Origin of the sequence: Marivibrio halodurans, from assembly GCF_017963645.1 — a bacterium.
In the GTDB taxonomy this organism is placed as follows: Bacteria; Pseudomonadota; Alphaproteobacteria; order UBA8366; family Aestuariispiraceae; genus Marivibrio; species Marivibrio halodurans.
Genome location: NZ_JAGMWN010000001.1, coordinates 126,498 through 145,642, shown reverse-complemented (window position 1 = coordinate 145,642; position 19,145 = coordinate 126,498). Strand labels below are relative to the sequence as shown.

The window sequence follows — 19,145 nt, the reverse complement described above, 5'->3', positions numbered from 1 at the left end:
GTGACCCCGGGGATTAGGGGGCTGACGTCGGCTCCGATTGGGCTTTCAATGGCCCGGCGGAACGGTAGAGTTTGTCCCGTGATCGGCGCATCAGGTCAAGTCGCGGCCGACCATGCGGTCACGGATCTTGGAAGACGGATCTGGAAGCGGGGCGAAAAGCGCGATGAGCAAACATGGGTTGATCCTGTTGGGCGACCCGTCGCCCGAACGGGTGGAGGCGCGCCAGGGCGCCCTGCACGCGCTTGGCTATCGCTGTCTTGCTGTGAGCGACCGGGCCGCCCTGCCGGAACAGGCGCGCACGCGGGCGCCGGACGTGATCCTGATCGCCTCGGACGGCGAAGCGGAGGACGCGGAGGCTCTTCACCTCGTCGACATCTTGAAGCATGACCCCATCACGGCGGCCATTCCGATAATCCTGACGGACGCTACGGACCGGCGGATGCGCGACGGCGCGCTTGCCGCGGGTGTCGACGATCTTCTTCCCGCCGACAGCGCGACGAAGGAAATCGCCGCCCGGCTGCCGCGCCTGGTCCGCGCGTCCGTAATGCAGACGGAACTTTCCCGGCGAGTCGAAAGCGCGGGCCGGTTCGGCGTGGATGTCGACCCCACCGGATTCAGCCGGAACTACGCGCTGCGCCCCCGCATCATGACGGTGTGCGAGAACGGGGCGATCCTGACCGATCTGCAACAGGCCCTGCTGATGGCCGGCTTCCACGCGATTCCGGAACGCAGCGCCTTCCGTGCCGGGGAACGGATCGATGACGAACGCGTCGATGCCGCCATAATCGGCGTCGAGGGACCGCGCGATATCGCGCGCGCCGCCTCCCTGGCCGCCCATATTCGCGCCAACCCGCGCCTATTCAACCTGCCGACCCTGATCGTCGGTCCGGCGATCGACGATGCCGCGTCGGAGACCCTCTACAAAGCCGGGGTCAGTATCGTGCTGAACGAACCCGTCGTGCCCACCCCCTCGACCGGCTTCATCCCCTATATGCATATGCTGGTGAACCGGCAGCGCTGGCGATGGACGATGCGCGATCCCTTCAAGGCGACGCTGTCTTCCGGAACGGCCGACGTGGAGTTGAACGGGGTCTACGGCCCGGCCTTCATGGAGGAGCATCTGGCAAGGCTGTTGCAGGCCCGCGCGGTGCGCGAGGGCATGCTTTCCCTCGGCCTCGCGGTAATCGACAATGCCGAGGGGGTGCGCGACACACATGGCGACGAAGCCGCGCGTATCCTAATGCAGCAAATGGCCGCCTGGATCACCGGCATGACGCGAATCGAGGATTGCGTCTGCCGGATGGACGCGAACGGTTTCGCGATCCTCATGCCGGAAACATCGATCGCCGAGGCGGAGCGCGTACTTCACCGAATCGCCGGCATCCTGCATCAGTCCGAATTCCACCTGACCGAGGAGGTGATGGAACCGATTCGCGTCTGGCCCAGCGTCGGCGTGGTCGCCGCCGGCGATGGAGATGATGCGGACCGCATGATCGAACGGGCGCGCCGCGCGTGCCTGTGACGGATCGCCCCTTATCATCGCGCCCGCGAGCCCCCATACTGAGACCATGCAGATAGATATCTTCTCCGATCCGATCTGTCCCTGGTGCTTCATCGGCAAGAAGCGCCTCGACGCCGCGCGTAAACTGCGTCCGGGCGTGAGCGTCACCGTGCGCTGGCGGGCGTTCCAGTTGAACCCCGACATGCCGTCCGGCGGCATGGACCGGCAAACCTACCTCAATGTGAAGTTCGGCGGACCGGATCGGGCGCATGAACTCTATGGCCATATCCGGCGCGTGGGCGAGGATGTGGGTATCCCCTTCGATTTCGACTCGATCCCCCGCACGCCGAACACATTGGCCGCCCACCGATTGATCCGCCACGCCCAGCATATCGGGTCGGAGGTCGCCGAACGTTTGGTGGAAACCCTGTTCGACGCCTATTTCCTTCAGGCGCGCGATATCGGTGACCGCGCGGTTCTCATCGAGCGCGCGACCGCCGCCGGCATGGCGGAGGAGGAAGCGCGCGCCCTCCTCGACGGTGACGACTATGCCGACGAAATCCGGGCGGAGGATAATTACGCGCGACGTATCGGCATCGGCGGTGTTCCCTGCTTCATCGTGAACGGGAAATACGCACTCTCCGGCGCCCAGGAACCGGAGAGCTTCCTGCCGCTCTTCGACATGGCCCGGCAAGAGCGAATAGAGACCGAACCGCAATCAAGCGGATAAAGCGCCGATTCACCTGGATCGCCTGATTTTCACCATGTGAACGCCGAAGGACCACGCGTGGCATGAGCAGTACGCCGACCAGGGGGCTGATCGTCGGCCTCGCCAATGATCAATCCATCGCCTGGGGCTGTATCGAGGCCCTGCATGCCCAGGGAGCCGAACTGGCCGTCACCTATTTGAACGAGAAGACGCGCCGTTTCACCGAGCCGCTGATTCAACGGGTGAACGCCCCGCTTTACCTGCCGCTCGACGTCACCGATCCGGAGCAAACCGAAGCGGTCTTCGCCGCGATCGAGGCGCATTGGGGGCGTCTCGACTTCCTGCTCCACTCGATCGCCTTCGCCCCGAAGGCGGATCTCCAGGGCCGGGTCGTCGACAGTTCCGCCGAGGGGTTCCGGACGGCGATGGACATCTCCTGCCATTCCCTGATCCGTCTAGCGCGCCGCGCGGAACCTCTGATGGCCGACGGCGGCTCGATCCTGACCATGAGCTATTACGGCGCGGAGAAGGTGATCGCGAACTATAATCTGATGGGGCCGGTCAAGGCGGCGCTGGAGGCCTCCGTCCGCTATCTCGCGCACGATCTTGGGTCACGGGGAATCCGGGTGAATGCGCTTTCCCCGGGCCCGGTCGCGACGCGCGCGGCCTCGGGTCTCAGCCATTTCGACGCGCTGATGGAGAAGGCCGCGCGGGAAGCGCCGATCCACTCGCTCGTCTCGATCGAACAGATCGGGGAAGCCGCCGCCTTCCTGCTTTCCGACAAATCCCGGCATATCACCGGCCAGACGATCTTCGTCGACAACGGCTACAATACGCTGGGGTAAGCGGGTCCGTCAGAGCGTGATGGGCCGTGCCTTCGCCAGGCGGTCGAATGCCATGAGATCCGCCAATAGCGCCTCCATCTTGTCGAGCGGCACCATGTTCGGGCCATCGCTGGGCGCGTTGTCCGGGTCCTCGTGCGTTTCCATGAAGACCGCCGCGACGCCCACCGCGATCGCCGCGCGGGCCAGGACCGGCACGAATTCCCGCTTGCCGCCGGAGGCCGTCCCCTGCCCGCCCGGCTGCTGCACCGAATGGGTAGCATCGAAAACCAGCGGCTTGCCGGTTTCCGCCGCCATGATCGGCAGGGCGCGGAAATCATTGACCAGCGTGTTGTAGCCGAAGCTCACCCCGCGCTCCGTCACCAGCACGTCGGAACAGCCGGAGGCTTCCAGCTTATCGACCACGTTCTTCATGTCCCACGGGGCGAGGAACTGGCCCTTCTTGACATTGACGGCCTTGCCGGTCGCCGCCGCCGCGACGAGAAGGTCGGTTTGTCGGCACAGGAAGGCCGGAATCTGCAATACATCCACATGCGGCGCGACGACGGCGCACTGTCCCGGTTCATGCACGTCGGTCAGGACGGGCAGGCCCAGCGTCTCCCGGATCTCGTCGAAGACGGACATCGCCGCCTCCAGCCCCACCCCGCGCTTTCCCTTGAGGCTGGTGCGGTTGGCCTTGTCGTAGCTGGTCTTGTAGATCAGCGGAATACCGAGGCGCCCGCAGATATCCTTCAGCCGCTGGCTCGTCATCAGCGCATGCTCGCGGCTCTCCATCTGGCAGGGGCCGGCGATCAGCGTGAAGGGCCGGTCGTTGGCGATCTCGACCGGGCCGAGCGATATGCGGTGCGGCGACAGGCTCATGGGTGGCGCCCCTCCTTCACGGGCGACCGCATCCTAGCGAAGGACGGCGGATCAGACGAGACGGCTCTGCTGCAAGGCGGCGGCCACGAAGCTGGCGAACAACGGATGCGGCGCGAAGGGCTTCGACTTCAGTTCCGGATGGAACTGCACGCCGACGAACCAGGGGTGGTCCGGAAGCTCCACGATCTCCGGCAGCACGCCATCGGGCGACATGCCGGAGAAGACCATGCCCGTCGCCTCCAACCGCTCCTTATAGGCGATATTGACTTCATAGCGATGGCGGTGACGTTCCGAAATCTCGGCCACGTCGTAGATCTCGCGCACGCGCGACCCCTCCCCCAGCATGCAGGGATAGGCGCCCAGGCGCATGGTGCCCCCCATGTCCCCGCCCTCGGCGCGGGTCTCGCGCACATTGCCGCGCACCCACTCGGTCAGCAGACCGACGATCGGCTCCGCGCAGGGGCCGAACTCGGTCGAGCCCGCCTTGTCGATTCCAGCGAGCGAGCGGGCGGCCTCGATCACCGCCATCTGCATGCCGAAGCAGATGCCGAAATAGGGCACCTTGCGTTCCCGCGCGAAGGTGACGGCCTTTATCTTACCCTCGGCCCCGCGCTCGCCGAAGCCTCCGGGCACCAGGATGGCGTGGACGCCGTCCAGATGGGGGGTCGGATCCTCCGTCTCGAATATCTCGGAATCGACCCACTGAAGCTCCACCTTCACATTATTGGCGATGCCGCCATGGGTCAGCGCCTCGGCCAATGATTTATAGGCGTCGAGCAGGACCGTGTACTTGCCGACCACCGCGATGCGGACACGGCCCTCGGGCTGGCGGATGCGCTGGGTGATGTCCTCCCAGGTGGACAGGTCGACCTTTTCCTCATCCCCTTCCGGCAACGCCTTGAAATAGCGCAAGAGTTCGATATCGAGCCCTTCCGCGTGATAGGTGTTCGGCACGTCGTAGATGGTATCGACGTCGAGCGCGGGGATGACCCGGCTTTCCTTCACGTTACAGAACAGCGCGATCTTCCGCCGTTCCCCTTCCGGAATGGGCCGCTCGGCGCGGCACAGCAGGATATCCGGCTGAATCCCGACGGAGAGCAGTTCCTTCACCGAATGCTGCGTCGGCTTGGTCTTGAGTTCCCCGGCCGCGCCGATGAAAGGCAGCAGCGTCACGTGGATATAGCAGGTGCGCTCCCGCCCCAATTCGTTGCCGAGTTGGCGGATCGCCTCCAGGAAAGGCAGCCCCTCGATATCGCCGACGGTGCCGCCGATCTCGCAAAGCACGAAATCCTCGTCCGTCAGGTCGGAGACGACGAACTCCCGGATCGCGTCGGTCACATGCGGGATGACCTGGACCGTGCCGCCCAGGTAATCGCCCCGCCGCTCCTTCGCGATGATGTCGGAATATATGCGGCCGGTGGTGACGTTATCCGTCTGGCGGGCGGGCACGCCGGTGAAGCGTTCGTAATGGCCCAGATCCAGGTCGGTTTCCGCCCCGTCGTCCGTGACGTAGCATTCCCCATGCTGATAGGGGCTCATCGTGCCAGGATCGACGTTCAGATAGGGGTCGAGCTTGCGCAGGCGGACCTTATAGCCGCGCGCCTGCAGCAACGCGCCCAGCGCGGCGGAGGCCAAGCCCTTCCCCAAGGAGGACACCACGCCGCCGGTGATGAAGATGTACCGTGTCGACATGGAACCCCACCATACGCAAAGCGGACTGCAAGTCCAGCGCTAGCGTCCGGGTTCCGCCCGGAACCCGACGCCAATTTCCAACCGATTGAAAAAGCGACTTATTCGGAGAGCGGTACGCTCGGTCCCTCGTCGGCGGCGGGCGCGGCCGGCGCCTCCTGCGACGCCTCGGGCGTGGCGGAATTGAAAATCGAGTCGTGCTCGGTCTCCGTGCCGGCCAGGATCGCCAAGGCCAGGCTCGTCGCCATGAAGGCCGCGGCCAGGATCGCCGTCGTGCGCGTCAACGCGTTGGCGGCCCCGCGCGCGGAGAACATCCCGGGTCCCCCGGCGCCGCCGCCGCCACCGCCGCCGATACCGAGCGCGCCCCCCTCGGAGCGCTGCATGAGTACCGTGCCGACGAGCGCCAGCGCGATCAGCAGATGAATGACCAGCAGGATGTTTTCCATGGATCGAACCCGTTCGTTCCTTATCTCTTGCGCGCGCTATGTAACGCCTAAGGGCGGTGATTTCCAGACCGGAAATGCGCGCCCCCGTCGCCGGTGACGGGACGAGGCCGTCCCGGCCTAGTCAGCGGAGGCGACGATCTTCAGGAAATCCTCCGCCACGAGGCTGGCGCCGCCGATCAGGCCGCCGTCGATATCCGCCTGGGCGAGTAGATCGGCCGCGTTGCCGGGTTTCATCGATCCACCGTAGAGCACCCGCATTCCGTCCGAAACCGCCTCCCCGTGGCTATCGGCGATCTCGCTGCGGATATGGTGGTGAACCTCCTGCGCGTCCTGGGGGGTCGCGGTCAGCCCGGTGCCGATGGCCCAGACCGGTTCATAGGCGACGACGGTGTTCCCCGCCGTCGCGCCGGCCGGAAGAGAGGCACCCAGTTGCCGGGCGATCACCTCCAACGCGGTGCCGGCATCGCGCTCGGCCCGCGTCTCGCCGACGCAGACGATCGCGGTCAGGCCCGCGGCGTGCGCCGCCTCGGCCTTGGCGCGGACGATCGCGTCGGTCTCGCCGTGATCCTGGCGCCGTTCCGAATGGCCCAGAATGACGTGGCGCGCGCCGATATCCGCCAGCATCTCCGCGGCGATATCACCGGTATGCGCGCCGGAACCCGCCTGGTGGCAATCCTGCCCACCGAGTTGAATTCGGCCCGCCGCCCCCTTCTCCGCCAGCAGACCGGCGAGCGGGGCCAGCAGCACCGCCGGCGGGCAGATCAGCACCTCCGCCCTCCATGCCTCGCCGGACAGCCCATCCGCCAGCGCCTCCACCAGCGCGGCCGCCGGCGCGCGTAGCATGTTCATCTTCCAATTTCCGGCGATCAGCGGTGTACGCGCCATGGTCGGGGCTCCTCCTCGATCTTGCTCGATCCTGCGCCATCGCATGCCCCGAAAACAGGGCGTGGTCCAGGCTGGGGTTCAATAGCATTGCCGCGCGGCCGCGCCAACGCCGTCGCGCCGGCGCCGACCGACCGCCAAGTCCCGCCGACCCGGCGGTTGCGGGGACCCGTCGCCCCTTCTATGATCCGCGCCGCTCAAATCAGGGGCTCGACCCGAAGGACCGAGAAAAGGCAGCGATATCCATGCTTCAGGCCATGCGCACCGGCGTCGCCTCCTGGGTGGCGAAGGGGATTCTCGCGATCGTCGTGCTCAGCTTCGCGGGCTGGGGCGTTCAGGACTATATGAATGCCAGCGGCCCCGGCGGCGGCGGCAATGTCGCGGCCGAGGTCGGCGATCAGCAGATCGGTATCAACGAGTTGTCGCAGGCCTATCGCACGGAGCTTCGCCGCAATAACCTGCAATCCGTCGATTCCGAGACGGCGCGCCAGCTGGGCCTAGCCCGACGCACCTTGGACGGCATGGTGACACGCGCGCTCTTCGACGCGGAGGCCTCGGCTCTCGGCCTTACCGCGACCGACGCGATGGTGCGCCAGGATATCCAGTCGACCGACCAGTTCCGCAACCAGTTCGGCAGCTTCGACCGGGAACTGTTCCAGAATACGCTGGCCGCCGCCGGCATCACGGAGCAATCCTATGTCGCGGGCGTGCGCAACGACCTCTCCCGCCAACAGTTGCTGAGCGCCGCCGCCGCCGGGACGAGCGCTAGCCCCGCGCTGGTGGACGCGCTGTTCCAATATCACGGTGCCCGTCTTTCCGCCGTCAGCGCGACGGTCCCCTTACCGGATGCCGCATCGGTCCCGGCACCGGACGAGGGCGATTTGCAAGCGTTCTACGATGCCAACAAGGACAGCTTCCAATTGCCCGAATTCCGGCGCCTCTCCTATATCCACCTCGCCCCGCAGGACCTGATCGAGGAAGTCGCGGTACCGGAAGAGGAGATTCAAGCGACCTACGAGGCCCGACGCGACACTTACACCAGACCGGAACGCCGCGCGCTGCAGCAACTCCTGCTACCCGACGAGGAAACGGCCCAGCGTGCGGCCGCGATGATCGAGGAAGGCCGGACGATCGAGAGCGTGGCTGAGGAAATCGCGGGCGTCGATCCCGCCGGTCTTGATCTCGGCACCTTCACGCAGGGTGAAATTCCGGACGAAACCCTGGCCGAAACCGCCTTCGCCCTGCCGGAAGGCGGTGTCTCGGAGCCTGTCCAGGGCGCCTTCGGTTGGTTCCTCGTGAAAGTGACATCCGTCGAGCAAGGCGCGGTGACGCCGCTCGCCCAGGTACGCGACGAGATTCGCAACGACCTCGCGCTCGACGAGGCGATCGATGCGGTCTACGACCTCTCCAAGCGGATCGACGAGGCCTTCGGCGAGGGTCTGACGCTGGAGGAAACGGCGGAGCGCGTCGCCCTTCCCGTCAAGACGGTGGACGCCGTGAGCCGCCAGGGCCGCGACCCGGCGGGCGAGCCGGTCGAGGGACTGCCGCCGGGCGTCAGCTTCCTGGAAACCGCCTGGAATACGCCGGCCGGTGAGGCCAGTTTCCTGGAGGAAACCGCCAATAACGGCTATTTCGTGCTGCGCGTCGACGAGGTGATGGCCCCGCGCGTACCGCCCTTGAGCGAGATTACCGAGCGGGTTGAGGATGCTTGGCGCGAGGACCGGCGCGACGCGCTGGCGGAAGAGCGGGCCGAGGTACTGGCGGATGCCGCGCGGAACGGCGGCTCTCTGCGCCAGGCCGCCGAGGCCGAGGGCCATGCGCTGACCGAGATCGACGGCTTCGGGCGCGACGGCGGCGGCGACCAGGGGAATCTGCCCCGCGCGCTCGCCACCGCCCTTTTCGACCTTGAGGTCGGCGGGATCGACTATGCCGCCGATCCCGAGGGCGGTTATGTCGTCGCGGAGGTCACCGGCCGCACGCCGGCAAGCGAAGCCGCCGATGCCAGCCTGCGCGAGAATATCGCCCAAAGTCTTGCGGCCGGCTTGCAGGGCGAGATCGTCGACGAACTCGCCGCCGCCCTGCGGACCCGGTTCGACGTCACCGTGAACGAAGGCGTGGTCGATCGCGTCTACTGATCCTTGGCCCCATGATCGCGGCCGGGCCCTATCCCATGCCGTAGCGCCGCCGGATGACGGCGCTCATCGGGACGAGTTGCACCCCCTGCCCCGCCACCGTGGGCAGCCAGTCGCGGAGCACGTCGATCGTCTCGTCATGCGGATGGCCGATCGCGACGGCATGGCCCTGGCGCTTCGCCGTCTCCACGGCCTTTTCCAGTTGCGCGCGGATCGTCGCCTTGTCGAGCGTATGGTCGATGAAGATGTCGCGCACGGCGAAAGGCACGCCCATCTCCTCGGCCAGTCGATAGCCGGTCGTTCGCGCGCTGGTGACGCTGTCGAGGAAGAACAGCCCCCGGTCGGACAGCGCGCGCAGCACCCGGCGCATCCCCTCCGGCCGGGCCGAGAACTTGCTGCCCATATGGTTGTTGAGGCCGACCGGCCCGTCGATGCGGGCCAGGTTCCAGGCAATGCGCCGGTCGATCTCCTCCGGCGGCAGGTCCGTCATTAGGGCGTGCGGACCGGGATCGACCTCCCGGTTCTCAGGCTCCATCGGCAGATGGACCATGATTTCGTGCCCTCCCTCGCGTGCCGTCCGGGTCATCGCCGGCAGGTCGTAGCCATAGGGCAGGAAGGCGAAGGTAAGCGGCGCCGGCAGGCGCACCGCCTCCCGGCTATGCGCGACATCGACCCCGACATCGTCGATCACGATCGCCAGGATCGGCCGCGACGGGTCGAGCGGCACCGCGCGCGCATTGGCGATCCAGGCGGGCCGTGCTTCGCTCGCCTCACCCATCGGGGTCGAGGGGCCATGCCGATCCAGTCCGCCAGGCGATTCGGCCCGCGGTGGCTGGGGGGTCGGTTGATCCGGCGTATCCGCCATGGGCGCGCCGGGAGCCGGATGCTTCTCCGGCGCATGACCGCTTGGGACGGGCGGCGCCGGACCAGACGGTATCGACAATCTCGGCGGTGGGGGCGCGGCGCGCAGATCCTCCTCATAGGCGTCGAGATAGGCCTTCCGTGCCCGATCGGACGAGCGCACGGTGACCGGCAGGTCATAGAGCGTCTCGCGTGGCGGATCGCGACGGATCGCGGCTTCTCCGGCCGACTCGGCCTCGATGGCGACACGCGAGCCCGAGCGATCGAAGAATCCAGCGCCATAGCCCCCCAACACCCCGAGGCCGATACCCAGCAGGAACACGGCGGCCAGCGCCCCCGCCCACACCGCGCGGCGCCGTGTCGCGTTGCGCGTCGCCGCGCGCTTGGCACGGACGGCCGTCCGCCGGGCCGCGCCACGGGTCAAGCCACGGGTCGGGCCGGCCTTGCCGCGCGGGTCCCCCGGAGGACGGGACCGGGATTGGTGACGAGGCATCCTTCTTCCCAGAAGCTCGATACGAGGGCGCCAGCATGGCCGACCGGTGGGGCGGAGGTCTCGGAATCCTAGGGCGAGTCGCCGTCCCGCCGCCACATGGTGCGCGCTTCACGGCTTTTCCAGCCCGGTTCGGCCCTGCTATAACCGCGCGCAAGCGGCGCGAAAAGCCTCGCCGCGACGGACAGGCGGAGCGACGGGAAAGAACGCACCGTCGAAGGCCGGCGTCTCGGCGCCGGGCCTCCGACATGCGAGGGCGGGAGCGACACGGAAGCCATGGCCGGAGAACTGAAGGACATCAAGCAGCTGATCGCCAAGGTGGCGGACGGCGCGACACTGACGCAGGCGGAGGCGGAGCGCGCCTTCGACATCATGATGTCGGGCGACGCCACGCCCTCCCAGATGGGTGGCTTCCTGATGGCGCTGCGCGTGCGCGGCGAAACCGTCGACGAGATCACCGGCGCCGCCAAGGCGATGCGCGCCAAGGCGCTTCATATCCAGGCCCCGGCCGATGCGATGGATATTGTCGGCACCGGGGGCGATGGTGTCGGCACCTACAATATCTCGACCGCGACGGCGCTCGTCGTGGCCGGTTGCGGCGTTTCGGTGGCGAAGCACGGCAACCGCGCCTTCTCGTCGAAATCCGGGGCGGCGGACGTGCTGACCGCCCTCGGCCTCGATATCGAGGCACCGATCGAGGCGGTGCGCCACGCGATGGAGGAAGCCCGCATCGGCTTCCTGATGGCCCCGCGCCATCACGGGGCCATGCGCAATGTCGGCCCGACGCGGGTCGAACTCGGTACGCGCACGATCTTCAACATCCTGGGCCCCCTCTCCAACCCGGCGATGGTGGATCGCTATCTGCTCGGCGTTTTCCAGGAGAAATTGATCGTGCCGATGGCCGAGACGCTAGGCAATCTCGGGGCGAAGCGGGCCTGGGTCGTGCATGGCGCGGACGGGCTGGACGAACTGAGCACGACGGGCACGAACAAGGTGGCGGAGCTCAAGGACGGTGCCGTCCGAACCTTCGAGGTAACGCCGGAGGAAGCCGGCCTGCCGCGCGCGGAGCTAGAAGACCTCAAGGGCGGCACGCCGGAGGAGAACGCGGCCGCGATCCGCGCCCTGCTGATCGGTCAGAAAGGCCCCTATCGCGACGTCGTGCTGCTGAACGCGGCCGCGGCCCTGGTGGTGCACGAAGCCGTCGCGGATATCCGCTCCGGGGTGGAACGGGCGGCCGCCGCCATCGACGCCGGCCAGGCCGACGCCGCGCTGGGTAAATTACTGAAGATCGCCGGGGTCGGCGTCTGAGTCCCCTCCTCGGTTGAGGGCGTGCCGCGCCCCGGACGGAAAGGATATCGATGAGCGACGTGCTCGATAAAATCTGCGCCGATAAGCGCGACTTCGTCGCCGCGCGCAAGAAGGATACCCCGCTGGAGGCCGTGCGGGAGGCCGCCGCCGCCGCGCCGCGTCCGCGCGGTTTCGCCGCCGCGTTGGAGGCGAAAATCGCCGCCGGCGCCTATGGCCTGATCGCGGAAATCAAGAAGGCCAGCCCCTCGAAGGGCGTGATCCGGGAGGACTTCGCCCCGGTCGATCTGGCCCGCGCCTACCGCCAGGGGGGCGCGGCGTGCCTGTCCATCCTGACGGACGAGCCCTATTTCCAGGGCCGCGACCGCTATCTGACGGCGGCGCGTACGGCCGTCGATCTGCCGGTATTGCGCAAGGACTTCATGCTGGACCCCTATCAGATCCATGAAAGCCGGGCGATTGGCGCCGACGCCATCCTGCTGATCATGGCCGCGCTTTCCGACGACCGGGCGGCGCAACTGGAGGAGATCGCGCATACCCTCGGGATGGACGTGCTGGTCGAGGTGCATGATGCGGAGGAACTCGCCCGCGCGCTCAAGCTGAAATCCAAGCTGATCGGCGTAAATAATAGAAACCTCAAGACCCTGGACGTCTCTCTTGAAACGGGAGCGCAACTCATTCCAACCATCGGGCCGGATCGTATCGCGGTCGCCGAAAGCGGCCTGTTCGCGCCCGCCGACCTTGCCCGCATGGCGGATTGCGGCGCCCATTGCTTCCTGATCGGGGAATCGCTGATGCGGCAGGCCGATGTCGCCGAGGCGACCCGCGTCATCCTTACCCGCGAGACCGCGGCATGAGCGACGACGGACAGCAGGGCGCGCCGAGCGCCCTCACCCATTTCGATGCCGAGGGCAACGCGGTGATGGTCGATGTCTCGCCCAAGGACGAGACGGCGCGCACCGCGACCGCCGCCGGCCGGGTCGAGATGGCGCCGGAGACGGCCGACCTGATCCGCCGGGGCGGGCTCAAGAAGGGCGATGTGCTCTCCGTCGCGCAATTGGCGGGCATCATGGGGGCGAAGCGCACGCCGGACCTGATCCCGCTCTGTCATCCGCTGGCCTTGAGTTCGGTCAAGGTAACGCTGCGCCTCGTGGAGGACATGCCGGCGGTGGAGATCGAGGCGACCTGCAAGATCACCGGCCGCACCGGCGTGGAGATGGAGGCGCTGACCGCCGTTTCCGTCGCGGCGTTGACCGTCTACGACATGGCCAAGGCCGTGGATAAGGGTATGCGAATCACCGATATCCGCCTGCTGCACAAGGCCGGCGGCAAGTCCGGCGAGTTCCACGGCAATTGAGGGCGCGCGGAAGCGTGGACGAGCGATGATCTCCGTCGAGGAAGCCCGAACCCGCATCCTGACCGGCCTGGAGCCGGTGCCGGGGGAGCAAGTATCGCTGCCCCAGGCCCTGGGCCGCGTCCTGGCGGAAGATACGGCATCGCGCCGGACACAGCCGCCGCGCGACGTCTCCGCCATGGACGGTTATGCGCTGCGCGCCGCCGACGCGGCGGTGGCCGGCGCCACCCTCTCCGTCGTCGCGGAGATCCCGGCGGGCACCAGCCACGACACGGCGCTCGCCCCCGGGGAATGCGCCCGCATCTTCACCGGCGCGCCCCTGCCGCCGGGCGCCGACAGCATTCTGATCCAGGAGGACGCGACGCGTTCCGAGGACGGACGCCACGCCACCTTCGCCGAGGCTGCGGTCGCGGGGCGCTGGGTGCGCAAGGCCGGGCTGGACTTCGCGGAGGGGGATCTGCTGCTGACGGCCGGCCGGCGCCTCACCGCGCGCGATATCGGGCTGGCGGCGGCTATGAACCGGCCCTGGCTTTTCGTGCATCGGCGCCCCCGGGTCGCGATCCTGGCGACGGGGGACGAAATCGCCATGCCCGGCGACCCGGTCGGCCCGCACCAGATCGTCAGTTCCAACGGCCCCGCGCTAGCCGAGGCGGTACGCGCGGCGGGGGGCGAGCCCATCCTGCTCGGCATCGCGCGGGATGATCGCGATTCCCTGCGCCGGATGGCAGAGGGCGCGCGCGGGGCGGATCTGCTGGTGACGACCGGCGGCGCCTCCGTCGGCGACCACGATCTGGTGGCGGAGGTGCTGGGAGAGGCCGGCCTTTCCATCGATTTCTGGAAGATCGCGATGCGCCCCGGCAAGCCCTTGATGTTCGGGGATTTCGACGGCACGCCGATGCTGGGGCTTCCCGGCAATCCGGTCTCCACCCTGGTCTGCTTCCTGATCTTCGTGCGCCCGGCGCTGCTGCGCCTCGCGGGGCATCCGGCGAATGCGCCCGCGGTCGAGACCCGGCGGGTGTCGCTCGGCGCGCCGTTGGCAGCGAACGACCGGCGGGAGGATTACCTACGCGCGACCCTGCGGTCCGATTCGGCGGGAACCATGGCCGCCTTCGCCTTCGAGACCCAGGACAGTTCCATGCTGTCCCGCCTCGCGGCGGCGACCTGTCTGATCCGCCGGGCGCCCGGTGCCCCGCCGGCCGAAACCGGTGATCCCGTTGATATCCTTATGTTCCCGGATGGTTTCTAGTGAAGATCGCGGCGGCGTGAGGCGGGTGCCGGCCCTGGCGCGATCTTGAAAGCGCGTGGGGCCCTTGCTTGACAGCATAAGCGAACACTTATAGAACGCTATTGTTTTATGTTTGTTCGGCATATGGTCCCTTCGCGCGACCAACCTTGGTCCTGTGCCTTGGTACCGTGCGCGTCCCGATGCGGACCTTGGCCGGACGGCGATCGCGAACCGGGACAGGAGACGACACCGCCATGCTGACGCGAAAGCAGTACGATCTGTTGATGTTCATCCATGACCGGTTGAACGACTCCGGCGTCTCGCCCTCCTTCGAGGAGATGAAGGAAGCCCTCGACCTGAAGTCTAAATCGGGCATCCACCGGCTGATCACCGGGCTGGAGGAACGGGGCTTCCTGCGCCGCCTGCCGAACCGCGCCCGCGCGCTGGAAGTCGTGCGCCTGCCGGAGAATACGGGCACGGAACAGCTTCCGATCCGCAACCGGCGCGTCGACATGCTGCGCGCGAAGGAGGTCGGTACGCGCAAATCCATGATGCGCGGCGGCGGCAATTCGGTGCAGCTCTCCCTCTATGGCCGGATCGCGGCCGGCACGCCGATCGAGGCGCTGCGCGATCACTCCATGATGGTGGAGGTACCCGCGACCCTGCTGGGCAAGGGCGATCACTATGCGCTGGAGGTGGACGGCGATTCGATGGTCGACGCCGGAATCCTGGATGGCGACACGGTCGTGATCGAGCGGGCGGAGACGGCGGACAACGGCGATATCGTCGTTGCGCTGGTCGAAGGATCGGAAGTCACGCTCAAGACCTACAAGCGCGCCGGCGACATGATTGAATTGCGCCCGGCCAATGCCAGCTATCAGCCACGCACCTACAATCCCGATCAGGTGAATGTGCAGGGGCGCCTCGTCGGTTTGCTGCGCAAGTACTGATCGGCGGCGGTCAGATAGCCTGTTACCGGCTCCAGGGACGCGCGCCGCGCGCGGCTTCCACGGTTCGTACCGCTGGCGGGCGATCATCGCGCAGGATGAGTGCGTGCGTGCCCTGACGCGCGAGCGCCGCCGGATCGATCAGCCGGCGGTCGCGGCACAGCCCTTCGCGCAGCGCCCGGGGCGGCGCCACGGTGGAGACGACCACATCGGCATGGCGGCAATCCTCCGCGAGGGTGCGAGGGTCATAGGAGATCGCGACCACCCGGTCGCCCCAGCGATAATGGCAGCCGAGCGGCCCGCAGGCGAGCGGCGGTCCCGGCCCCGCGCCCGTCAACAGCGTCTCCCAGCCGCCCGCGACGGCGCGGCCCGTGCGTTCCGACCAGACGCCGGTCGCGAAACTTTCCCGCCTGGGATGCTGCAGCCAGAAACCGCCGTCCGGCCCCGTCACCGCGATCTGACGCCCCGTGCCGGAGACGATGAGGTGCGGCTGATCCGCGAGCAGCGGCAGCAGCATGCCGCAGGCGAGCGGCAACGCGCCCCAAAACCGCCAGCGCCCGCGCCATAGCGCCGCCCATAACCCGCCCCCCGCGATCAGGGCCGCCGCCCAGGCCGGGCTCGCCGCGACCTGGATACTGGCCCCCGGCAGCGCGGCGACGAACCGCGCGATCGCCAGGATCCACTCGATCCCCTGCCCCATCGCGGCGAGCGGCCAGGCTTCCAGCCCGAAGGGCATGGCCAACATCGCCAGCACCCCGGCCGGCATGACCATCCAGGCCATCAGCGGAATCGCCAGTAGATTGCCGATCACGCCGTAATTCGCCATCCGCCCGAAGTGATGCAGGGCGAAGGGGGCCGTCGCAGCGCCCGCGATCAGGGTCGTCGCCACGATCAGCAGCAAATAGCGCACGATACGCCGCATCCAGCGCGCCGTGCGGTCGGCATCGCCTTCTCCCTCCTCCCGCGCGAGCGGCCGCCCCCCCTCATAGACCGCGACCAACGCGGTGACGGCCGCGAAGGAAAGCTGGAAGCTCGCCCCCAGCACGCTCTGCGGGGCGAGCAGCAGGACGACCGCCGCCGCGATGGCGACGAGACGCAGCGATATCGCCTTGCGGTCCAGCATGACCGCGATCAGGACCAGGCCCGTCATCAGGAAGGCGCGCTGAGTCGGCACCGTCGCCCCCGCCAGCAGCAGATAGACGAAGGCCGCGACCAGCGCGGCGGCGGCCGCCCATTTCTTGATCGGCCGGCGCAGCGCCGTGCCCTCATGCATGGCCAACAGCGCCCGCAACCCGACGAAGACGATCCCCGCCGCCAACCCGATATGCAGCCCCGATATGGCCAGCAGATGGGCCAGGCCGGAGCGCCGCATCGCCTCCACCGCCTCCTCCGACAGACCGCTGCGGTCGCCGGTGATGAGGGCCGCGGCGACCGCGCCCGCCTCCCCCGCCAACCCGTCGCGGATCGCGCGGGTAATCTCCTGCCGGCGCGCATCGACGAAGGCCCGCGCGCGGAGCCCCCCGCCGAGATCGTCCATCCCCCCGGCGCCGACGACCGGTTCCGACCCGCCGAGCGCGAAACCGACGGCGCCCAGCCCCTCGAACCAGGCCCGCCGGGCGAAATCATAGGCGCCGGGATAGGCCGGTCGGGGCGGCGCGCGCAGGATGGCGAGGAGTTCGATCCGCTCGCCGATCCGCACGCTATCTCCGGCCGAAAGGCGGATACGAACCGTCTCCGGCGCCGGGTCCGGCGCGCGCCACCGATAATCGATCCGGTTCAACACCACGCGCGGTCCGTCCGCGAAGGCTTCCACCGCCGTCACGGTTCCGGCGATCCGGGTGACACCGGCATCCCGGTGAAGCGTCGGGGCGGCCACGCGCTGCGTCTCCAGACCGACACGGAGGAATCCCAGCCCGGCGCACAAGACCGCGGAGAGCAAAAGGACGAGGATAGCCGACCGACCGCCCCGGATCGCCAGCAAACCGGCCCCCGCGATCCCGGCGATCGCCGCGCCGCTCCAGGGTGGCGGCTCCAGGGGCAAGGCGAAATAGACGGCGATGCCCGCGCCGAAGGCCACCGGCGCCCAGAGCGCCCACCGTTCCCGCTCGGCCGTTAGGGCGCGTTCGATCGCGCGCGCCGAACCGAGCCGTCCGAGACGCGCCAACCTGCCGTCGATCCACCGGCGCGGCCCGCGTCGGCCCTCTTGAAACGTGCGCCACATGCCGCCTTCTAGCATGGGAAGCAGCGAACGGGGATTTGCAATTCACGCGGGGATGGCCGGGCAAAAGCCTTTTGCCCGGGCCCCGGCCCCGTGCTACATCGCCGCCCATTCCCGAAAGCCTTCGCGACAGCACCGGAGAAAGAGAAGAAGCCCATGACGGTCGTCACGCGTTTCGCCCCCTCGCCCACCGGCTTCCTGCATATCGGCGGCGCGCGCACAGCGCTCTTCAACTATCTCTACGCACGGCATTTCGGTGGCCGCTACCTGATCCGGATCGAGGATACGGACCGCCAGCGCTCGACCGAGGAGGCGATCGCCGCGATCCGCGACGGGCTCGCCTGGCTTGGCCTGGAGGGGGATGAGCCGGCGATCTTCCAATCGCGCAATGCCACGCGCCATGCCGAGGTCGCGCGCCAGCTTCTGGCGGATGGTCAGGCTTATCGCTGCTACATGACGACGGCGGAACTCGACGCCGAACGCGAGGCCGCGCGCGCCGAGGGCCGCCCGGTGCGCATCCGCAGCCCTTGGCGCGACGCCGACCCGTCGGAGGCACCGGCCGGGATCGATCCCGTCGTGCGCATCAAGATGCCGCGCGAGGGGAAGACGACGATCGCCGACAAGGTGCAGGGCGACGTGACGATCGATCATGAGCAACTCGACGATTTCATCCTGCTGCGCGGCGACGGCAGCCCGACCTATATGCTCTCCGTCGTGGTCGACGATCACGATATGGGAATCACGCATGTGATCCGGGGGGACGATCACCTGACCAACGCCTTCCGGCAATACCACCTCTATAAGCTCTGCGGCTGGGAGCCGCCGGTCTTCGCGCATATACCGCTGATCCACGGACCGGACGGCGCCAAGCTGTCGAAACGCCATGGCGCGCTGGGTGTCGATGCCTATCGCGAGATGGGCTATCTGCCGGAGGCGGTGAAGAACTATCTGCTGCGCCTGGGCTGGGCGCATGGCGACGACGAGGTGATCTCCGAAGCGCAGGCGATCGACTGGTTCGACCTGCCGCAGGTCGGGCGCTCCGCCGCGCGGTTCGATTTCGCGAAGCTGGAGAACCTCAACGGCCATTACCTCCGCGAGGCAGAGGACGCGCGCCTTACCAACCTCGTGGTCGAGCGGCTGAGCCGTGAACGCACCCTCGACGACGTGGCGACGACCCGTCTGCGCGACGGCATGGGCGGCCTCAAGGCGCGGGCGAACACCGTCGCGCAACTGGCTGAAAGTGCTATATTCTACATCGACCGACCGGTCTTCCCCCTTGAGAACCCGAAGGCCGCGAAGCTGCTTTCCGGCGGCGGGGCCGCTGTCGCCCGCGAAGCGGGTAGCGCGCTCCGCGACCTCGACCGCTGGTTGGAGGAGGATATCGAGGCGCGACTCAGGCGTTTCGCGGAGGAGAAGGAGATCGGCTTCGGCAAGGTCGCGCAACCGCTGCGCGCGGCGCTCACCGGCTCCAATGCTTCACCCGGCCTGTTCGAGGTCATGGCCATTCTCGGCCGCGAGGAAACCCTCGCACGACTTGCCCGGACGCCCGATCACGATTGATTACAAGTGTTTATACCCCGTTCCCTGGGGAAGCACTCAGGCATTGTGCGGTGCGGCAGTAGCGGCTATTGTCCGCGCACGCTGCCGATCCCTATCCTGTGGGTCGCAGCCTCCTGTCCGTGC

The 19,145-nt window shown here is 67.8% G+C and carries 16 protein-coding genes; 10 read left to right on the top strand and 6 right to left on the bottom strand.

Annotation, left to right across the window (positions count from 1 at the left end):
• The first annotated feature begins 163 nt into the window (after positions 1–163).
• The 3 genes from KAJ83_RS00565 to fabI all read left to right on the top strand — a co-directional run bounded on the left by KAJ83_RS00565 (position 164) and on the right by fabI (position 3,055).
• A complete protein-coding gene (locus tag KAJ83_RS00565) occupies positions 164–1,522 on the top strand; it encodes a diguanylate cyclase domain-containing protein (RefSeq protein ID WP_210680074.1) in 1,359 nt (452 codons plus the stop codon).
• 46 nt (positions 1,523–1,568) lie between these two features.
• Positions 1,569–2,231, top strand: a complete 663-nt coding sequence (locus tag KAJ83_RS00560; RefSeq protein WP_210680073.1) for a DsbA family oxidoreductase — start codon at positions 1,569–1,571, stop codon at positions 2,229–2,231.
• Between the two features lie 62 nt (positions 2,232–2,293).
• Positions 2,294–3,055: an enoyl-ACP reductase FabI gene (fabI, locus tag KAJ83_RS00555; protein WP_210680072.1), complete on the top strand. Its 762-nt coding sequence runs from the start codon at positions 2,294–2,296 to the stop codon at positions 3,053–3,055.
• 9 nt (positions 3,056–3,064) lie between these two features.
• On the opposite strand, the gene kdsA is transcribed toward fabI, so the two are convergent.
• From kdsA to tpiA, 4 genes are all read right to left on the bottom strand, one after another.
• A complete protein-coding gene (gene kdsA / locus KAJ83_RS00550) occupies positions 3,065–3,913 on the bottom strand; it encodes a 3-deoxy-8-phosphooctulonate synthase (protein ID WP_210680071.1) in 849 nt (282 codons plus the stop codon).
• Between the two features lie 51 nt (positions 3,914–3,964).
• Positions 3,965–5,605 (bottom strand): CTP synthase, encoded by a 1,641-nt coding sequence (gene pyrG, locus KAJ83_RS00545; RefSeq protein ID WP_210680070.1) that lies wholly within the window; start codon positions 5,603–5,605, stop codon positions 3,965–3,967.
• A 98-nt stretch (positions 5,606–5,703) separates the two neighbouring features.
• Complete coding sequence (gene secG / locus KAJ83_RS00540) at positions 5,704–6,048, bottom strand: preprotein translocase subunit SecG (RefSeq protein ID WP_210680069.1); 345 nt, start codon at positions 6,046–6,048, stop codon at positions 5,704–5,706.
• Between the two features lie 117 nt (positions 6,049–6,165).
• A complete protein-coding gene (gene tpiA, locus KAJ83_RS00535; protein WP_210680068.1) occupies positions 6,166–6,933 on the bottom strand; it encodes a triose-phosphate isomerase in 768 nt (255 codons plus the stop codon).
• Positions 6,934–7,175: 242 nt separating this feature from the next.
• Here tpiA and KAJ83_RS00530 point away from each other — a divergent pair, with 242 nt between their 5' ends.
• Positions 7,176–9,065 carry a SurA N-terminal domain-containing protein gene (locus KAJ83_RS00530; RefSeq protein WP_210680067.1) on the top strand — a complete coding sequence of 630 codons (1,890 nt, stop codon included), beginning with the start codon at positions 7,176–7,178 and terminating at the stop codon, positions 9,063–9,065.
• A 28-nt stretch (positions 9,066–9,093) separates the two neighbouring features.
• On the opposite strand, the gene KAJ83_RS00525 is transcribed toward KAJ83_RS00530, so the two are convergent.
• Positions 9,094–10,347 (bottom strand): divergent polysaccharide deacetylase family protein, encoded by a 1,254-nt coding sequence (locus KAJ83_RS00525; protein ID WP_210680066.1) that lies wholly within the window; start codon positions 10,345–10,347, stop codon positions 9,094–9,096.
• A 342-nt stretch (positions 10,348–10,689) separates the two neighbouring features.
• Here KAJ83_RS00525 and trpD point away from each other — a divergent pair, with 342 nt between their 5' ends.
• From trpD to lexA, 5 genes are all read left to right on the top strand, one after another.
• Positions 10,690–11,721, top strand: a complete 1,032-nt coding sequence (gene trpD, locus KAJ83_RS00520; RefSeq protein ID WP_210680065.1) for an anthranilate phosphoribosyltransferase — start codon at positions 10,690–10,692, stop codon at positions 11,719–11,721.
• A gap of 50 nt (positions 11,722–11,771) precedes the next feature.
• Complete coding sequence (trpC, locus tag KAJ83_RS00515) at positions 11,772–12,575, top strand: indole-3-glycerol phosphate synthase TrpC (RefSeq protein ID WP_210680064.1); 804 nt, start codon at positions 11,772–11,774, stop codon at positions 12,573–12,575.
• Positions 12,572–13,075, top strand: coding sequence for a cyclic pyranopterin monophosphate synthase MoaC (gene moaC / locus KAJ83_RS00510; RefSeq protein ID WP_210680063.1), 504 nt, complete (start codon positions 12,572–12,574; stop codon positions 13,073–13,075). Before trpC ends, moaC begins: the two co-directional genes overlap by 4 nt.
• 25 nt (positions 13,076–13,100) lie before the next feature.
• Entirely contained in the window at positions 13,101–14,318 is a 1,218-nt protein-coding gene (locus KAJ83_RS00505) for a molybdopterin molybdotransferase MoeA (RefSeq protein WP_210680062.1), read from the top strand.
• Positions 14,319–14,551: 233 nt separating this feature from the next.
• Positions 14,552–15,247 carry a transcriptional repressor LexA gene (lexA, locus tag KAJ83_RS00500; RefSeq protein WP_210680061.1) on the top strand — a complete coding sequence of 232 codons (696 nt, stop codon included), beginning with the start codon at positions 14,552–14,554 and terminating at the stop codon, positions 15,245–15,247.
• Positions 15,248–15,269: 22 nt separating this feature from the next.
• Here lexA and KAJ83_RS00495 read toward each other — a convergent pair whose 3' ends face one another.
• Positions 15,270–17,408, bottom strand: coding sequence for a ComEC/Rec2 family competence protein (locus KAJ83_RS00495; protein ID WP_210680060.1), 2,139 nt, complete (start codon positions 17,406–17,408; stop codon positions 15,270–15,272).
• Positions 17,409–17,618: 210 nt separating this feature from the next.
• On the opposite strand from KAJ83_RS00495, the gene gltX reads away from it, so the two are divergent.
• Positions 17,619–19,022 carry a glutamate--tRNA ligase gene (gltX, locus tag KAJ83_RS00490; protein ID WP_210680059.1) on the top strand — a complete coding sequence of 468 codons (1,404 nt, stop codon included), beginning with the start codon at positions 17,619–17,621 and terminating at the stop codon, positions 19,020–19,022.
• The last annotated feature ends 123 nt before the right edge of the window (positions 19,023–19,145 follow it).